At 73.2% G+C, this 15,963-nt stretch carries 16 protein-coding genes and 1 pseudogene; 10 read left to right on the forward strand and 7 right to left on the reverse strand.

The features are described from left to right. The first annotated feature begins 46 nt into the window (after positions 1-46). From ACFMQL_RS27240 to ACFMQL_RS27270, 7 genes are all read left to right on the forward strand, one after another. The gene (locus tag ACFMQL_RS27240; RefSeq protein ID WP_364055164.1) at positions 47-814 is read left to right on the forward strand and encodes a metallophosphoesterase; all 768 of its coding nucleotides are present in this window, start codon (positions 47-49) and stop codon (positions 812-814) included. Between the two features lie 49 nt (positions 815-863). Further along, a complete protein-coding gene (locus ACFMQL_RS27245; protein WP_364055161.1) occupies positions 864-1,301 on the forward strand; it encodes an SRPBCC family protein in 438 nt (145 codons plus the stop codon). Position 1,302: 1 nt separating this feature from the next. Beyond that, positions 1,303-2,481 (forward strand): ArsA family ATPase, encoded by a 1,179-nt coding sequence (locus tag ACFMQL_RS27250; RefSeq protein ID WP_378787681.1) that lies wholly within the window; start codon positions 1,303-1,305, stop codon positions 2,479-2,481. A gap of 27 nt (positions 2,482-2,508) precedes the next feature. Further along, the gene (locus ACFMQL_RS27255) at positions 2,509-2,955 is read left to right on the forward strand and encodes a hypothetical protein (RefSeq protein ID WP_378787683.1); all 447 of its coding nucleotides are present in this window, start codon (positions 2,509-2,511) and stop codon (positions 2,953-2,955) included. Positions 2,956-3,036: 81 nt separating this feature from the next. Further along, positions 3,037-3,969: an ROK family glucokinase gene (locus ACFMQL_RS27260; protein ID WP_364055152.1), complete on the forward strand. Its 933-nt coding sequence runs from the start codon at positions 3,037-3,039 to the stop codon at positions 3,967-3,969. A gap of 16 nt (positions 3,970-3,985) precedes the next feature. Continuing rightward, positions 3,986-4,699, forward strand: coding sequence for an endonuclease/exonuclease/phosphatase family protein (locus ACFMQL_RS27265; protein WP_364055149.1), 714 nt, complete (start codon positions 3,986-3,988; stop codon positions 4,697-4,699). A 38-nt stretch (positions 4,700-4,737) separates the two neighbouring features. Beyond that, the gene (locus tag ACFMQL_RS27270) at positions 4,738-5,847 is read left to right on the forward strand and encodes a hypothetical protein (RefSeq protein ID WP_364055146.1); all 1,110 of its coding nucleotides are present in this window, start codon (positions 4,738-4,740) and stop codon (positions 5,845-5,847) included. 80 nt (positions 5,848-5,927) lie between these two features. Here the strand turns inward: ACFMQL_RS27270 and ACFMQL_RS27275 are convergent, their stop codons facing one another. Further along, complete coding sequence (locus ACFMQL_RS27275) at positions 5,928-6,419, reverse strand: hypothetical protein (protein WP_378787686.1); 492 nt, start codon at positions 6,417-6,419, stop codon at positions 5,928-5,930. Positions 6,420-6,465: 46 nt separating this feature from the next. Then, the gene (locus ACFMQL_RS27280) at positions 6,466-7,224 is read right to left on the reverse strand and encodes an alpha/beta fold hydrolase (protein WP_364055140.1); all 759 of its coding nucleotides are present in this window, start codon (positions 7,222-7,224) and stop codon (positions 6,466-6,468) included. A gap of 161 nt (positions 7,225-7,385) precedes the next feature. Here ACFMQL_RS27280 and ACFMQL_RS27285 point away from each other — a divergent pair, with 161 nt between their 5' ends. After that, entirely contained in the window at positions 7,386-8,096 is a 711-nt protein-coding gene (locus ACFMQL_RS27285; RefSeq protein ID WP_364057521.1) for a lysophospholipid acyltransferase family protein, read from the forward strand. Between the two features lie 78 nt (positions 8,097-8,174). Here the strand turns inward: ACFMQL_RS27285 and ACFMQL_RS27290 are convergent, their stop codons facing one another. Continuing rightward, positions 8,175-8,636 carry a MarR family transcriptional regulator gene (locus tag ACFMQL_RS27290; protein ID WP_364055137.1) on the reverse strand — a complete coding sequence of 154 codons (462 nt, stop codon included), beginning with the start codon at positions 8,634-8,636 and terminating at the stop codon, positions 8,175-8,177. An 82-nt stretch (positions 8,637-8,718) separates the two neighbouring features. Between ACFMQL_RS27290 and ACFMQL_RS27295 the strand changes: the two are divergent. Beyond that, positions 8,719-8,976: pseudogene (locus tag ACFMQL_RS27295) on the forward strand (DoxX family protein); the annotation flags it as partial. A gap of 251 nt (positions 8,977-9,227) precedes the next feature. Here the strand turns inward: ACFMQL_RS27295 and ACFMQL_RS27300 are convergent. Continuing rightward, the gene (locus tag ACFMQL_RS27300) at positions 9,228-10,175 is read right to left on the reverse strand and encodes a LysR family transcriptional regulator (protein WP_364055131.1); all 948 of its coding nucleotides are present in this window, start codon (positions 10,173-10,175) and stop codon (positions 9,228-9,230) included. Positions 10,176-10,300: 125 nt separating this feature from the next. Between ACFMQL_RS27300 and ACFMQL_RS27305 the strand changes: the two genes are divergently transcribed. Next, positions 10,301-11,647 carry an MFS transporter gene (locus ACFMQL_RS27305; protein WP_378787689.1) on the forward strand — a complete coding sequence of 449 codons (1,347 nt, stop codon included), beginning with the start codon at positions 10,301-10,303 and terminating at the stop codon, positions 11,645-11,647. Here ACFMQL_RS27305 and mmuM read toward each other — a convergent pair. The 3 genes from mmuM to ACFMQL_RS27320 all read right to left on the reverse strand — a co-directional run bounded on the left by mmuM (position 11,619) and on the right by ACFMQL_RS27320 (position 15,943). Beyond that, entirely contained in the window at positions 11,619-12,485 is an 867-nt protein-coding gene (mmuM, locus tag ACFMQL_RS27310) for a homocysteine S-methyltransferase (RefSeq protein ID WP_364055122.1), read from the reverse strand. The two genes, ACFMQL_RS27305 and mmuM, sit on opposite strands and share 29 nt — an antisense overlap. A gap of 141 nt (positions 12,486-12,626) precedes the next feature. Further along, positions 12,627-15,110 carry a VIT domain-containing protein gene (locus ACFMQL_RS27315; RefSeq protein ID WP_378787692.1) on the reverse strand — a complete coding sequence of 828 codons (2,484 nt, stop codon included), beginning with the start codon at positions 15,108-15,110 and terminating at the stop codon, positions 12,627-12,629. Next, positions 15,107-15,943 carry a MerR family transcriptional regulator gene (locus ACFMQL_RS27320; RefSeq protein WP_378787694.1) on the reverse strand — a complete coding sequence of 279 codons (837 nt, stop codon included), beginning with the start codon at positions 15,941-15,943 and terminating at the stop codon, positions 15,107-15,109. Before ACFMQL_RS27320 ends, ACFMQL_RS27315 begins: the two co-directional genes overlap by 4 nt. Positions 15,944-15,963: the final 20 nt, after the last annotated feature.

Below are 15,963 nucleotides of genomic sequence, written 5' to 3' on the forward strand. Positions count from 1 at the left end.
ATGCGCGAGCGGCGGGCGGCCGGTGCCCGCGCATAGGATCTTCCCCATGAGGGTCCACGTCGTCAGCGACGTCCACGGCAGGGCGGACGCGCTCGCCAGGGCGGGTGACGGGGCCGACGCGCTCATCTGCCTGGGCGACCTGATCCTGTTCATCGACTACGACGACCACGCCAAGGGCATCTTCGCCGACCTGTTCGGCGCCGAGAAGGCCGCGGAGTTCATCGCGCTGCGCACGGCCAAGCGGTTCGACGAGGCCAGGGCCATGTCGGCGCGGCTGTGGGCGACGCTCGACGGCGACCCGCGCGAGCACATCGAGCGCAACGTCCGCGCCCAGTACGCCGCGCTCTTCGAGGCCATGCCCACCCCCGCCTACCTCACGTACGGCAACGTCGATCTGCCGCGCCTGTGGTCCGACTACCTCAGGCCCGGCCACCAGGTGCTCGACGGGCAGGTGGCGGAGATCGGCGGGCTGCGGTTCGGGTTCGTCGGCGGCGGGCTGAAGACGCAGTACCGCACGCCGTACGAGATCAGCGACGAGGAGTACGCCGCCAAGGTCGAGTCGCTCGGCGAGGTGGACGTGCTGTGCTGCCACATCCCGCCCGCGCTGCCCGAGCTGCTCTACGACGTGGTGGCCCGGCGGTTCGAGCGGGGCAGCGAGGCCACGCTGGAGGCGATCAGGCGGACGCAGCCGCGCTACGCGCTCTTCGGCCACGTGCACAATCCTCTTCACGCGCGCGCCCGCGTGGGCCGCACCGAGTGCGTGAACGTCGGCCACTTCCGCAGCCGGGGCGTCCCGTACGTCCTGGAATGGTGATCTGCGGCCTTACGCCGTCACCGGTGGTTTGTGCACTAACGTGGTCGCCATGGCTGATCGGACCACTTCGAGCACCACGATCGGCGCGACGCGCGCCGACATCATGGCGGTCATCGCCGACTTCCCCAGCTACCCCCAATGGGCCGGCCAGGTCAAGAGCGCCGAGGTCCTGACCAGCGACGACGACGGCCGCCCGAGCACGGTGCGCTTCACGCTCGACGCCGGGCCGATCAGCGACACCTACACCCTCGGCTACACCTGGCAGGGCGACGACGCCGTGAGCTGGCAGGTGGTCGAGCCCGGGAAGATGGTCTCCGACCTGCGCGGAAGTTACCGGCTCTCCGAGTCGGGCAGTGGCACCGACGTGACGTACGAGCTGACGGTCGACCTCAGCGTTCCCATGATCGGGCTCATCAAGCGCAAGGCCGAGAAGGTCATCGTGGACACCGCGCTGAAGGGCCTGAAGAAGCGCGTCGAAGGCCGCTGAGGTGCATCCGCGGGTTCTGCTCTTCACCGGCAAGGGCGGCGTCGGCAAGACCACGGCGGCGGCCGCGACCGCCACGCTGGCGGCCAGGCGCGGGCTGAAGACGCTGATCGTCTCCACCGACACGGCGCACTCGCTGGCCGACGCGCTCGCGGCCGAGCCCGGCGAGATCGCGCCCGGCCTGCACCTGCACCAGGTGGACACGCAGAAGTCGATGGAACGCCACTGGGGCGAGCTGCGCGACTACGCCAGGAACGTGCTGGCCGAGCTGGGCCTCGACGAGATCACCTCCGAAGAGATCACCGTCCTGCCGGGCGCCGAGGAGCTGATCGCGCTGCTGGAGCTGCGCAGGCACGCCCGCGACGGCTGCTGGGACGTCATCGTGGTCGACTGCGCGCCGACGGCCGAGACGCTGCGGCTGCTCGCGCTGCCCGAGGCGCTCGACTGGCACGTCAACCGCCTCATGCCGGTCGGGCGCAGGCTGATGCGGCTGGCCGCGCCGTTCGTGCGCGGCGTGGCCAGGGTCAGCGCGCCGGACGACGAGGTGATGAGCGCGGGCGAGCGTTTCCACCGCGGCCTGATGGAGGTGCGCGAGCTGCTCACCGGCGACCACGCCTCCGTGCGGCTCGTGTTCACCCCCGAGTCGGTGGTGCTGGCCGAGGCCAGGCGCACGCTGACCTCGCTCAGCCTGTACGGCTACCGCGTCGACGCCGCCATCGCCAACCGGGTCTTCCCCAGGGAGGACGCCGACGAGTGGCGCACCGGCTGGGTGGCCGCGCAGTCGCGGCTGCTGGCCGAGGCCGAGCAGTCGTTCGCGCCGCTGCCCATCCACGTCGTGCCCTACCTGCCCGCCGAGCCCGTCGGCGAGGACGCGCTCGCCGCGGTGGGCGCCGCGATGTACGGCGCGTCCGACCCCTTCGCCCCCCACTCCGTACGCCCGCCGCTGCGGATGAGCGCCGACGAGCTGGAGCTCGCGCTGCCCGGCGCCGGCCGGGGCGACGTCGACCTGGCCCGCAAGGGCGACGAGCTGATCGTCACCGCGGGACCGTACCGCAGGATCCTGGCGCTGCCGGCGGCGCTGGCCCGCAGGCAGATCAGCGGGGCGACGCTGCGCGACGGTGTGCTTCGCGTCACGTGGTCCGCCGAGGGAGCGAATCCGCGACCTGATGAGTTGAATGGATGAGCGACCCCACGAGCTTGGAGGACCAGGATGACCGAGAGCAGCGACAGGAACGGCAGAGACCCTTATCGGGACACCGGCCGCGACTCCGCCGGTGACACCGGCAGGGACACCCGGGGCGGCGCAGAGCGGGACCCCATCGGTACGGTTGCCGACGAGGCGCGCAAGCTGTTCGAGTCGCTTCAGGAGCGGGCCACCCGCCAGGTCGGCAAGAGCGTCTTCGACTCTTTCGCCGGCACGCTGAGCGGCGCGGTCGGCGGCCGGTCCCGCAGGGAGCGCGACGTGTGGGAGGAGGCCGTCTCCGAGCCCCACGACGAGTACATCTGCCGGGCCTGCCCGGTGTGCCGGGCGATCGCGGCGCAGCGCGAGTCGGGCAACGACGTGGCCGGCCACCTGGTGGCCGCGGGCGGTGAGCTGTTCGCCGCCTTCCGCGGCGCGCTCGACGCGCTGAGCAGGCCTGCCTCGCGGGCCACGTGACCGGCGCGATGAGCCTCGCGACGATCGCGGTCATCGCGACAACGTTCAACATATAGATCTGGGATAGGGAGACACGCGGCAATGCTCACGATCGGTGTCGACATCGGCGGGACGAAGGTGGCCGCCGGTGTGGTCGACGACAACGGCGAGATCGTCGAACACACGCTCAGGCCCACCGCCGCCGACCGCCCCGACAAGGTGGCGGAGACGGTGGCCGACGTCGTTCGCGAGCTGTCCGAGGGCCGCGACATCGAGGCGGTGGGAGTCGGCGCGGCCGGATTCGTCGACGAGAGCCGGTCCGTCATCCGCTTCGCGCCCAACCTGGCCTGGCGCGAGGAGCCGCTGCAGAAGAAGATCAGCGGGCTGGTCGGCCTGCCGGTCGTGGTCGAGAACGACGCCAACGCGATGGCCTGGGGCGAGACCAGGTTCGGCGCGGGCAGGGGCCAGTCCCACGTGGTCTGCATCACGCTCGGCACCGGCATCGGCGGCGGCCTCGTCTTCGACGGCAAGCTCTACCGGGGCCGCTGGGGCATGGGCGCCGAGCTGGGCCACATGCAGGTGCAGCCGGGCGGGCGCGAGTGCGGCTGCGGCAACATCGGCTGCTGGGAGCAGTACGCCAGCGGTAACGCCCTGGTCAAGGAGGCCAAGAAGCTGGCCGAGGAGCACCCCGAGCGGGCCGCCACGCTGCTCGGCCTGGCCGGGGGCAAGATCGAGGGCGAGGAGGTCACCGAGGCCGCCAGGCACGGCGACGAGGTCTCGCTGGAGGCGTTCCGCAGCCTGGCCGACTGGCTCGGGCAGGGCATGGCCGACCTCGCCGCCATCCTCGACCCCGGCTGCTTCATCGTCGGCGGCGGCGTGTCCAGGGCCGCCGACCTGTTCATGGACAGGGCCAGGGAGGCGTTCGCCGAGCGGCTCACCGGGCGCGGACACCGGCCGCTCGCCGAGATCCGGCTCGCCGAGCTGGGCGCGTCGGCGGGCGTGGTGGGCGCGGCCGACCTGGCCAGGCGGCGCTGAGGTCCCCGGCCGTCCCGTGACGGTCCCGATCCGGGTCGCGACGTACAACCTGCACGGGCTGCGCGACGACGTGGCCGCGCTGACCAGAGTCATCGCCGCGCTGCGCGCCGACGTGCTGTGCGTGCAGGAGGCGCTGAGGTTCGGCCGCTGGCGGGCCAGGAGGGCCGCGCTCGCGGCCTCGGCCGGGCTCACCGTCGCCACCCACGGCAGGGTGGGCGGCGTCGCCGTGCTCACCGGGCCGCGCGTGCGCGTGCTGCACGCCGAGCACCACGCGCTGCGCGCCTTCCGCGGGCTGGAACGGCGCGCGCTGGCCGTGGCCGTCGTGGAGCCCGTGCGGGGCGACGGCGGCGGGGCGCGGCTGGCCGTGGGCTCGTTCCACCTCGACCTCGACCAGACGGCGAGGACGTGCCACGTCGCCGAGATCACCGCGCTCATGGAGGACGTCGCCGCCCGCCACGGCGCCTCCATCGTGCTCGGCGGCGACCTCAACGAGCAGGACCACCAGCCGGCCTGGCGGCACCTGGCCGCCCGGCTGGCCGACTGCCACGCCGAGGCCCCTGCGGGCGGCGGGCCCACCTTCCCCGCGCGGGGCCCGCACCTGCGGATCGACGCGGTGTTCGCCGCGCGCGACACTCCGGTCGTCTCGTGCGCCGTGCCCGCGACCGGCCCCGACGCGGTGCGGGCCAGTGACCATGTCCCGGTCGTGGCGGAGTTGAGAGTTGGGCACTAACGGGCAAGACCGGCGCGCAAGCCCGTAGCATTTCCTACATGACCCGTCGCTCTCAGCGGCGTGCGCTCTCTCTGATCTTGGCGACGTCCGTGGCCTTGACGCAGGTCACGCCCGCCGCGCATGCCGATCCCCGGCCCGCCGCCGAAGCGTGGCAGCAGTCGACCAGCGTGCGCCTCCAGGCCGACGGCTCGCTGTCCGACGTGCTCGCGATCACGCCCGACGACGTGTGGGCGGTCGGCCAGCAGGAGATCTGGGACGTCTGGAAGAACCGCGGCACCATCCGCCACTGGAACGGCAGCAGGTGGTCCGAGATCGGCATCCGCGACGCCACGGCCGCGGGCAACCTGCGCAGCCTGGCCGCCGCGTCGGCATCCGACGTGTGGGCGGTCGGCGACGGGCACGACGGGCTGCCGTACCTCGCCCACGGCGACACCAACGGGTTCGACAGGGTCAGGCCGCCGGGGCTGCGCGCCGGCGACTGGCTGGGCGGCATCGACGCCAAGCCGGGGCGGGTCGTCGCGGTCGGCAGCCGCGAGAAGAACGGGCTCATCATCACCGGCCAGGGCAGCACCTGGACCGTGCAGCAGACCAAGGAGAAGGGCGCGCTCTACGCGGTCTCCAGCGGCTTCGCGGTCGGCGACACCGGCACCAGGCCGCTGATCGTCCACTACACGGGCGGCTCGTGGAAGTCCATGACGCTGCCCTCCATCCCCGGCGGCTACCTGCGCGACATCCAGGTCGACAGCCCCAAGCGGGCGGTGGCCGTGGGCGGCATCTACCGCGGCCCCGGCGACATCTCGCCGCTCGCCCTCATCTGGAACGGCAAGCGCTGGAGCCGCCTGCGGCTGCCCGGCTCGTCCGAGGCCCGGCTCTACGGCGTCACCGGCGACGGCAAGGGCCGCTACTGGATGACCGGCTACGACCCCGAGCACGCCAACGTGCCGTTCATGCTGCGCTGCGAGAAGGGCTCCTGCACGATCATCAGGGGCGCCGCGCAGAAGGACAGGGACAGCGTGCGCCTGCAGGCCGTCACCTACGTCGCGGACAAGGGCACGGTCTGGGCGGTCGGCCACGCGGTCGACCCGGACGACCAGTACACCGACGTGGTGGAGTCGTTCGTGCCCAAGACGAGCACGCAGAAGTCCTGACCCGCGCCCGCGAAACGCCGGCACCCCCAGTGGGTCGGCGCCGCCTGGAAGCGGCGCCGTCGTCCCGGCCCGGGCCGGCTTCAGAGGCGGGCGCCGTCGTCCCAGCCCGAGTCGTTGGGCGGCCCGTCGCCCATGCGCACCACCAGCGCCACGAAGCCGCCGATGAACGCCGCCACCGCCGTGAACAGCGCCCACCCCTCCATGTGCCAGCTCGCCATGGCCGCCACCAGGAGGTAGGCGGGCCCGCCGAACAGCGCCACCCACGCCAGCTTGGTCGGCAGGTCGAGCTTGGGCAGCGGAGGCGGCGGCGGGGGCACGTAGTGGCCCTCGTCCTCCTCGTCACGGCCGGCCGCGTCGTCGGCGGCGTCGAGACCGCCGTCGATGCCGTCGGGAAGCGTGGCGCCGTTGACGCCGTGCTCGGTCTCGGACGGCTTGACCACCCGGCGGGTCGGCTCGGCGGGGAGGTTTTCGCTGTCCGGCCATGGCTGGTCGGCCGAGTCACGCTCGGCTGTGTCGTTGAAGGACGCGACGATCTGCCGCCAGACCTCGTCCTCGTCACTCTGGGGCGTCACCTAGATGGGCCTCTCCGCAGCGATCGCGACTTCCCCCTGGGTGCGATCAGTCCCTCTGCAAGGGTACCGAGGCATGTGTCCGGATGAAGTCGAGGCTACCGGCAAAGATCCTGTCGGCATCGTTGTCCAGCGTCGCAACATGGTAGCTATCGGTAAGCTCCTCGATCGTGGCCTGCGGGACCTTCGCGCGGATGATCGCGACACTCGTCGGCTTCACCACATGGTCCTCCGTGCTGTGGAAGACCAGCAGCGGCTGCGTCACCTTCGCCAGGTCGGCCTGCACCAGCGACCACAGGCTCGGCAGCGAGGCCGCGGCCTTGACCGGGGTGCGGGTGTAGGCCAGCTCCGTCACGCCGGGCTTCTTGACGTCGTTCGCGACGCCGGGCACCGACGGGACGAACCACTTGAGCAGCGGAGCCAGCCTCAGCAGCGGCACGTCGAGCGCGATCGAGGGGTTGACCACCATCACGCCCCTGATCGCCGGGCCGTGCACCTCGGCGAGCCGCAGCGCCAGGCAGCCGCCCAGCGACAGCCCCGCCACGAACACCTCCGTGCAGCGACCCTGGAGATCGGCGAACGCCTTCTCCACCTCGGCGTACCAGTCCTCCCAGCGAGTGCGGTTCATCTCCTGCCACGTGGTGCCGTGACCGGGCTGGCGGGGCAGCGACACGCTGATCCCGTGCCCGGCGAGGTACTCACCCCACGGCCGCAGCGACTGCGGCGTTCCGGTGAACCCATGGCACAACAGCACGCCCACCGGGCCTGCATCATGGTGGTAGGGTTCCGCGCCTGGCATGAGCGGCATAACAGCTCCTCCGTGCTGTTTCATTCCGGCGATTTCTTCCGGAACGGCCCGATCGTCGCACGTTCTGGGGTAATTGTGCGAGAGGTGCGGTAGGAGCATGGCCCACGAGGTGGGAAGATGACTCTGCCGATCTCGACGACGTGAGCAGGAAGAGGTGCCAGGTGTTCTACTGGGTGGTCAAGGCCATTCTGGGGCCGTTCCTCCACCTCGTGTTCCGGCCCTGGACCGAGGGCGCGGAAAACGTGCCCAAGCACGGGCCCGCCATCCTCGCCGGAAACCACCTGTCCTTCGCCGACCACTTCTTCGGCCCGCTGCAGATCCGCCGTAAGGTCATCTCGCTCGGCAAGGCCGACTACTTCACCGGCACGGGCATCAAGGGCTTCTTCACCCGGATGTTCTTCAGCGGTGTCGGCACCGTGCCCATCGACCGCTCGGGCGGCAAGGCCAGTGAGGCGGCGCTGCGCACCGGCCTGCGCATCCTGCGCGAGGGTCAGATCCTCGGCATCTACCCCGAGGGCACCCGCTCGCCCGACGGCCGCCTCTACAAGGGCAAGACCGGCGTGGCCAGGCTCGCCCTGGAGTCGCGTGCGCCGGTCATCCCGTGGGCGATGATCAACACGCACGAGATGATGCCGCCGGGGCGCCTGTTCCCCAAGCTCGGCATCCGTCCTGGCGTGCGGTTCGGCAAGCCGCTCGACTTCTCCCGCTACTACGGCATGGAGGACGACCGGCTGGTGCTGCGCGCGGTGACCGACGAGATCATGTACGCGCTCATGGAGCTGTCGGGCCAGGAGTACGTCGACAAGTACGCCGCCAGCGCCCGCGTGGAGATGGAGCGCGCGGCCCGCGCGGCGGCGGCCGGCAAGAGCTGATCCCGGTCTCCCGCCTCCCGGCGGGTCGGGTTTCACGAGCGTTCCGCGAGCGCGCCCGCGAGGGGGCGGCCGGGATGATCAGGCGGAGGAGCGTAACGCCTGCTCCGCCTTGCGCATGGCGTCCGTCATCGCCTGCAGCTCCTCGCGGCTGAGCCGGTCGATGAGGTACGCCCGTACGACCTCGAGATGGCCGGGCGCCACCCGCTCCAGGCACCGCATGCCCTCGTCGGTGAGCACGGCGAGCACGCCCCGGTCGTCCGACGGGCACGTCTCGCGCGCCACCAGCCCCGCCTTCTCGAGCTGGGTCACCTGGTACGTCAGCGCGCTCTTCGACGCCACCACCACTCTGGCCAGCTCGGTCATGCGCATCCTGCGCCCGGGGGCCTCCGAGAGCCGCACCAGGATCTCGTACTGCGGGTGGGTGAGCCCTGCAGCGGACTTGAGCTGCTCTTCGATGCGGCGCTCAAGCAGGTGGAAGGTGGAGAGGAAGGCGCGCCATGCGGCCATCTCCGTCGAGTCCAGCCATCGGGGGTCCGTCACCGATTCAGTGTACTGTCGTTCGAATTTGAACTATCACTGCTAGAGTGGTCGTTCAAATCTGAACATCACACGAGGAGCACGCATGGTGGATCAGGCGCGTCCCGTCGTTCTGCTTGTCGCCAGGGTCGCCGTCGGGGTGATCTTCCTGGTGCACGGCTACCAGAAGTTCGCGACCATGGGCATCGCGGGCACGACCGAGTTCTTCGAGTCGGTGGGCATCCCGCTGGCCGGCGTCGCCGCGCCCGCGGTGGCCGCGCTGGAGGTGCTCGGCGGGCTGGCGCTGATCCTCGGCGCCGCGCTGCCCATCGCGGGGATACTGCTGGCTCTCGACATGGTGGGCGCCATCGTCTTCGTGCACGGCGCCAACGGGCTGGCCGGCGAGGGGGATACGAGTTCGTGCTGGCGCTGGCCGCGGCGAGCCTGGCGGTCGGTTTCACCGGCGGGGGAGCGTTCGCGCTCGACAACGTCCTGCTGCGCCGCCGCAGCGCTCCCGCCATCGCCTAGCCGCCGCTTACGCGACCGGGCGGCCGCCGCAGCGCATCCGCCATCGCGCAGCCGCCGCAGCGCCCCGCGGTCGCGTAAGCGCGGCCTTCACGCCTTGCGATCATCCGGCGCCGCGTTCCCCGACGTCTCGGGGAACGCGGCGCCGACGACGTTCCGCACCTGGGCCCGCAGCCACGCATGCCCGGGGTCGGCGTCGTGGCGCGGGTGCCACGCCTGCGACAGCGTCATCTCCGGCAGCTCGAACGGCAGCGGGAACGTCACCAGCCCCAGCGCCTCGTACATCGGCCGGGTGAGCCGCTCCGCCGTCAGCCCCACCAGCTCCGACTCCCGCACCGCCAGCAGCATCGCGCCGAACGTCGGCACCGAGCCCGCCACCCGCCGCGACAGCCCCATGGCGGCCAGCAGCTCGTCCACCGGCCCCGCGCCACGGCCGCGCCTGCTCGCGATCACGTGCTCGGCCGCCGCCAGCCGCTCGGGCGTGACCGGGCCGTCGAGCAGCGGATGCCCGGGACGTACGACGCCGACCGGCCGGTCGACGAGCAGCGGCTCCACCCGCGTCTCCGGCTCCGGGTCGGCGATCGCCGCCAGCACCAGGTCGGCGCTGCCCCGGCGCAGCGCGGGCTCGTCCTCGTGCCCCTCGGGGATGAAGTGAAAGCGCACACCCGGCGCCGCCGCCCGCACCTCGGTCAGCAGCGGCACGCTGAGCGCCGTGATCATCGCGTCGGACGCCATGATCACGAACCGCCGCTCCAGCGTGGCCGGATCCGGCTCCTCCTGCGGCGTCAGCACCCTGCGCGCCGCCTCCACCAGCGCCCGCACCTCGCCGTGCACGGCCAGCGCCCGCGGCGTCGGCACCATCTGCCGCCCCGACCGCACCAGCACGGGATCGCCCATCGCCCGGCGGATGCGACCCAGCGTGCGGCTCATCGCCGGCTCCGACAGGTGCAGCCGTCGTGCGGCGGCCGAGACGCTGCCCTCCTCCAGCAGCGCGTCCAGCGCGATCAGCAGGTCGAGGCTAGGTTGCGTTTGACGCATATATCACCTGATGAAGATGCATTTGAGGTCATGTCCGGTCCGAGTCTACGGTGAAGCCCGCGGGAGGCCTCCGCCCACCTTCACCCTTCTCTGACCGGGGGTTCTGCATGCCTGCAACCGCTTCCATGACCGGCCCTGATACGGGCCATCCCGCGCGTACGCGGATCACCGCCCTCATGGCCGCCTCCGTGATCGTCGCGGTCTCCCTGGTGGCCGCCGTCAACCTGGCCATCCCCGTGCTGCTCGCCAGCGAGCTGCGCCCGTCGCCGGCCCAGCTCACGTGGATCGTCGACGCGTACGTCATCGTCTTCGCCTGCCTGCTCATCCCCGCGGGCGCGGCGGGCGACCGCTACGGGCGCAAGGGCGTGCTGCTGACCGGGCTCGGCGTGTTCGCGGCCGGCTGCCTGGCCGCCGCGCTCGCGCCGGGCACCGGCACGCTCATCGCCGCCCGCGCGCTGAGCGGCGCGGGAGCCGCCCTCATCATGCCCTCCTCGCTGGCCCTGACCGTCGGCGCGCACCCCGCCGCCCTGCGCGGCCGGGCCGTCGCCACCTGGACCGCCGCCACCGGCGTCGCGGGCGTCGCCGGCAACCTCGGCGGCGGGCTGATCATGGAGTACCTGCCGTGGCGGGCGCTGTTCGCCGTGCCGGCGCTGCCGGCCCTCGTGCTCGCGGCACTGGTGGCCGCCGTGGTGCCGCGCGCGCCCCGGCACCCCGCCGCACTCGGCCTCACCGGTACGGCGCTGCTCACCGCCGCCTCCGTGGCCCTGCTCGCGGGCATCATCGAAGGCCCGGACGCCGGGTGGGCGAGCGGGCCGACGCTCGGCGCGTTCGGGGCGGCCGCCGTGCTCTTCGCGGTGTTCGTCGCCCACCAGCTCCGCGCCCGCGCGCCACTGCTCGACCCGCGCCTGTTCGCCTCCGCGCGGCTGCGGGCCGGCACGCTCGGCATCGCGGTGACCTTCTTCGGGCTGTTCGCGCTGTTCTTCGTCAACGCCCGCTACCTGCAGGAGGTCAAGGGCTTCTCGCCGCTGCTGACCGCCGTGGCGATCTTGCCGGTCGCCGTCCCCATGATCACCCTCACCCGGATGGCGGGCCGCTTCCGCCCGCGCGCCGCCGTCGCGGCCGGACTCGCCGGGAACGCTGCGGGCCTAGCGCTGCTGTCGTTCGCCGACGCCGCCATGCCGTACCCCGTCTACGCCGCCGGGCTGATCGTCATGGGCGCCGCCATGGGACTCTCCGTGCCCGTGCTGTCGCACGAGATCATGGCGGCGCTGCCGCGGGAGCGCGCGGGGCTCGGCTCCGGGCTCAACAGCGCCACCCGCGAGCTGGGCAGCGCCGTCGGGGTGGCCGTCATGAGCACGGTCATGACCGCGTACGGGATGGGCGCGGGCTTTCGCGTGGTCGCCGCCGTCGTGCTGGCGGGCGGACTGCTGACCGGCTGGTGGCTCAGGACAGGTGCGCGCGGATCTGCCTGATGTGCTCGGGCGTCGTACGGCAGCAGCCGCCGATCAGCGACGCGCCCGCCTGCTGCCACTCCTTGGCCGCCTGGCCGAACTCCACCGGGTCGGCCAGGCCCGTCCATCGGTGGTCGCCGGCGTCCCACGTCTCGCCCGAGTTCGGGTAGACCACCACGGGCAGCCCGCCCGACAGGCAGCCGATGAGGCTCGGGATGTGGCGCGGGGCCGTGCAGTTGACGCCCACGGCCACCACCTGCGGGTTGCCGCCGAACAGGGCGGCCGCCTCGGCGATCGGCGTGCCGTCGCTCAGCCGCTCGCCGTCGCGGCACGAGAAGCTCACCCACGCCTTCACCCCCTGCGTGGCGGCCAGCAGCCGGGCGAGCGCCCGCGCCTCGGGGTAGGACGGGATCGTCTCGCAGGCCAGCAGATCCGCCCCGGCGCCGGCGAGGATCTCCCAGCGGGGGCGGTGCCAGGCGTACAGGCCGTCCTCGTCGAGGTCGTAGTCGCCGGTGTACTCGGCGCCGTTGGCCAGATAGGCGCCGTACGGTCCCACCGAGGCCGCCACCAGGCCGCGCCCGTGCTCGTCGCGGGCCTGCGCCGCCAGCTCGACCGACAGCCGCAGCAGCCGCTCCGCCTGGGCGGCGTCGAGCCCGCGCCGCGCGAAGCCCGGCAGCGTCGCCTGGTAGCTGGCCGTGGTCGCCACGTCCGCGCCCGCGGCGAAATAGCACGCGTGCGCCCGCCGGATCAGCTCCGGCTCCTCCACCAGCAGCCGCGCCGACCACAGCTCGTCGCGCAGGTCGGCGCCGAGGCTTTCGAGCTGGGTGGCCAGCCCTCCGTCCAGGACAAGAGTCGTCACCCGTTCAGCCTACGAGCCGCCGCGCGTGCCCGGCGCGCCTCCCGGCGTGCGCGTGGCCGATGGCCGAGCGGAGCTGCGGCCTGATCCGGTGCGCTTCCGGAAGCCGCCCGTCGCTCCTCGCCCGAGTCCCGGGCCGCCTCGTCAGCCGCGCTTCCAGAAGGGGCCGCGGGGACGAGGGCCGCCGGGCCCGCCGCCGGAGCCCGGGTCGCCGCCAGGACCGGCGCCGGAGGCCGGGTCGCCGCCAGGACCGGCGCCGCCCGCCGGGGGAGTGGCGGAGGAGCCGGTGAGCGCGGCGAGGACCTGGACGGCGCGCTCGTGCAGGGCCTGGGCGTCCGTGCCCGGCCGCTCGGCCGCCGCCAGCTCCTCCGCCAGCCGCTCCAGCTCCTCGTTCCCCCCGAGGTACGCCGCCAGCGCCTGCAAGCGGGTGCCCAGGTCGGCCAGGTAGAGCAGGTCGGGTGCGGGCATGGCCGTCAGCCGGTCGAGCTCGGCGAGAAGCTGGGGACGTACCGACTCCAGCCGCCCGCCGGCCGCCCGGCCGCGGCCACCCCGGCCGAACCTGCCGGCGACGGGGCCGCCACCGGAGCCTCGCCCGCCTGCCGTGCGGCCGCGCGCCACACCCGAGCGGCCGTAAGCCGTTCGGCCTCCAGCAGGACTCCCAGGCCCGGATGCGGGGGCGGGCGGGCCTCCGGCGAAGAAGCCCTGCTCGGCCTGGATGCCCAGCCCCGGCTGCGGCACACGCATGCCGGACGGGCTCGCGGGCGCGGCGGCCAGCATCACGTTCGCCCCGAACGCGCCCATCCCCGGCGACTGCGGCATCTCCCATCCGCTCGGCGGCTCGACGGGCTGGATGACGCGGTGCTCCGGCCCCTCGCCGGCGACCTGCCGGGTGTCCACCGCCACGTACGCGGTGAACCGGCAGAGCACGCCGTACTCCAGCGAGGTGCGCACGATGCGCTCCTCCAGGTCGTGCTCGCCCATGGCGTACCGGTCCTCCAGCTCCCGCAGATGGGCGCGGGCCCACACCGCACGCAGGGCCGGGTTGTCCACGGTGACGCCGTCCACACGCTCCTCCCACGGCCCCTGCGAGGTGAGCCCCCGCACGGTCACCGATGAGCCCTCGCGGTAGCGCCCGTACGCGCGCAGCGGCACCCCCGGGAAGATCGACCCCAGGTGGGTGACGGTGTCCGGCTCGACGCCGAGGTCCTTGAGCGCCAGGTCGGTGACCAGGGGAGCGCCGATCCTGCGGTGAATGTGGTCCATGGCCGCGTCGAGCCGGTCCTCCGACTCGACCAGCTCGCACCGGCCCGCGCCGAGCCCCGCGAGGCGGCCGAGGAACCCGGCGTTCACCGCGCGGTCGATGCCCACCGTGTGCACGCGCATGGCCGACAGCGCGCCGCCCGCCTGCTCCAGGATCTGGTCCTCGTTGCCGACCTGGCCGTCGGTGACGAGCACGACGACCCGCTCGCGGCCCTCGGCGCGGCCGTCGAGCAGCGCGATGGCCCGCCGCAGCGGTTCGAGCATCTCGGTGCCGCCCCTGGCGTCCACCCTGGCCAGGTGCTCGACCGCGCGGTAGCGGTTGCGGTCGGACGCCTCGGCCAGCCCCTCGAACGCCTCCTCGACCACCGAGTCGAACGTCAGCACCGCGAACCTGTCCTGCGCGGTCAGCGTGTCGACGATGCGGGCGGCGGCCCTGCGGGCGCACACCATCTTCCAGCCGCCCATGCTGCCGGAGCGGTCGAGCAGCAGCACCACGTCGCGCGGCGCGCGGGCGGCCTGCAGCGGCGGCGGCAGCACGGTCAGCGCGAACGTGCCCCGCCCGTCCAGCTGCAGCGCCGTGGACGCGTCGAACGACAGCCGCAGCACGAAGTCGCGGTCGAGCCGCTCGCCGGGCCGCAGCCGCACCGTGCGCCCGCCGTCCGCGCCGCCCTCCTCCTCGACCACGTGCAGGCTGGAGGCGAGCTCGCGCAGCTCGAGACCGGCCGCGTCCACCGTGGCGGCCAGCGACAGCCGTACGGGGTTGGGGAAGCCGGGCAGCAGCACCGGCGGGCTGATCCTGGAGGCGTCGGGCACGGCGCCGGTGTCGGGTGCCGTGCCGTCACCGGCGGCAGGCCCGTCGATCGGGCTGCCGGGGATGTAGCGCGGCGCCACCACCAGCGGGAACCTGAACGTGGCCGCGCCGTCCTCGTACGGGAGCGGCTGGCTCATGCTCAGGTGCACCGAGACGCGCTCGCCCGGCAGGATGTTGCCGACTCTGATCGTGAACACGTCGGGCCGGTCCTCCTCGGCGATCGCGGCCCGCTTACCCTCGCGCAGCGCCTGGTCGTAGTCGGCCCTGGCCTGGCCGCGCTCCTTGAGCACGCCTTCCACGACCCGGTCGTCGGCCTCCATGCGGAAGCCGGTCACCGCAGCCCTGTCCGGCAGCGGGAAGACGTACGTGGCCTCCAGGGTCACGTCGTACGGGTTCGTGAAGCCCTGCGTGACCTCGACCCCGGCGACGAGACCCGTGATGCCGGCGGCCACGTCCACGCTCTCCAGCGGCAGGTTGCCGCGCTCGGTCCGCAGCGCGCCGAACCCGGCGTCCGGCACCGGCAGGCACCGCGCGGGCTCCAGCGAAGTGATCTTCATGTCAGCTCCCTCTCTTCGAGCACCGCGAGCAGCGGCCCGGCCGCCGCCAGCACCGCATGAACGTCCTCGTCGGTCAGCGCCCGGCCCTCGTCGAGCACCAGCCGCACCCCGTCGGCCAGCTTGACCCCCCTCATCGCCACGGCCCCGGCCTCCCGCCCGTTCACGGGTGCCCGCCGCGCGGCCCGGGAGCCCGCATGTTCGGCGTCCCGCCCGTTCACGTCGGCCCGAGGGGCCGTGTGCTCGGCCGCAGGCGTGTGCCGCGCGGCCGGAGAACCCGTGCTCTCGGCCGCAGGCGTGTGCCGCGGGGCCGGAGAACCCGCGGGCTCGGGCCTTGCGGCCGTGGGGTCCGCCGGCTCCGGCGGCCGGCGACCGGCGGCGGCGTCCGGTCCCCCCGGTCGGCTACCCGGGCGCTCCGCCCAGAACCGCGTCCGTCCCGTGAGCGGCCGGGCGCTCACGGCCGGCCCTCCGGTGGGGCAGGCGCCGTCGCGGACGGCTTCGGGAACGGTCTCCGGGCGCGGCAGATGCAGTCCGGAGACCGCCTCCAGGGTGTGATCTTCAGCACCCGCGAGCGCCGTCTGGATCTCGGCGATCGAATGTCCGGCCGCCTGCATGCGCTTGATCGCCACGAGCTGGAGGAGGTGGCGGCGGCCGTAACGGGCGACTCTGCCGCGCCGGGTCAGCGGCGGATCAACGAGCCCGATCGTCGTATACCACCTGATCAGCCGCTCGCTGGGCACGTCGCGGACCCGGCCGTTGACAGGTGCCGCCGCGCCGTCGCGCAGGGCGCGGGCCGCGTGCTCGGCCAGCTCGCCGATGGTCCAGGTCTCGCTCATACCTCCACATTGACACTGTC

The sequence above is a fragment of the Nonomuraea fastidiosa genome, from assembly GCF_042751225.1.
In the GTDB taxonomy this organism is placed as follows: domain Bacteria; phylum Actinomycetota; class Actinomycetes; order Streptosporangiales; family Streptosporangiaceae; genus Nonomuraea; species Nonomuraea fastidiosa.

Excerpts from the sequence above, each read along its gene's own strand:
- ACFMQL_RS27260 (WP_364055152.1), top strand. The coding sequence starts at position 3,037 with ATGCTCACGATCGGTGTCGACATCGGCGGGACGAAGGTGGCCGCCGGT.
- ACFMQL_RS27270 (WP_364055146.1), top strand. The coding sequence starts at position 4,738 with ATGACCCGTCGCTCTCAGCGGCGTGCGCTCTCTCTGATCTTGGCGACG.
- ACFMQL_RS27305 (WP_378787689.1), top strand. The coding sequence starts at position 10,301 with ATGACCGGCCCTGATACGGGCCATCCCGCGCGTACGCGGATCACCGCC.
- ACFMQL_RS27280 (WP_364055140.1), bottom strand. The coding sequence starts at position 7,224 with ATGCCGCTCATGCCAGGCGCGGAACCCTACCACCATGATGCAGGCCCG.
- ACFMQL_RS27255 (WP_378787683.1), top strand. The coding sequence starts at position 2,509 with ATGACCGAGAGCAGCGACAGGAACGGCAGAGACCCTTATCGGGACACC.
- ACFMQL_RS27245 (WP_364055161.1), top strand. The coding sequence starts at position 864 with ATGGCTGATCGGACCACTTCGAGCACCACGATCGGCGCGACGCGCGCC.
- ACFMQL_RS27320 (WP_378787694.1), bottom strand. The coding sequence starts at position 15,943 with ATGAGCGAGACCTGGACCATCGGCGAGCTGGCCGAGCACGCGGCCCGC.
- ACFMQL_RS27315 (WP_378787692.1), bottom strand. The coding sequence starts at position 15,110 with ATGAAGATCACTTCGCTGGAGCCCGCGCGGTGCCTGCCGGTGCCGGAC.
- ACFMQL_RS27240 (WP_364055164.1), top strand. The coding sequence starts at position 47 with ATGAGGGTCCACGTCGTCAGCGACGTCCACGGCAGGGCGGACGCGCTC.
- ACFMQL_RS27300 (WP_364055131.1), bottom strand. The coding sequence starts at position 10,175 with ATGCGTCAAACGCAACCTAGCCTCGACCTGCTGATCGCGCTGGACGCG.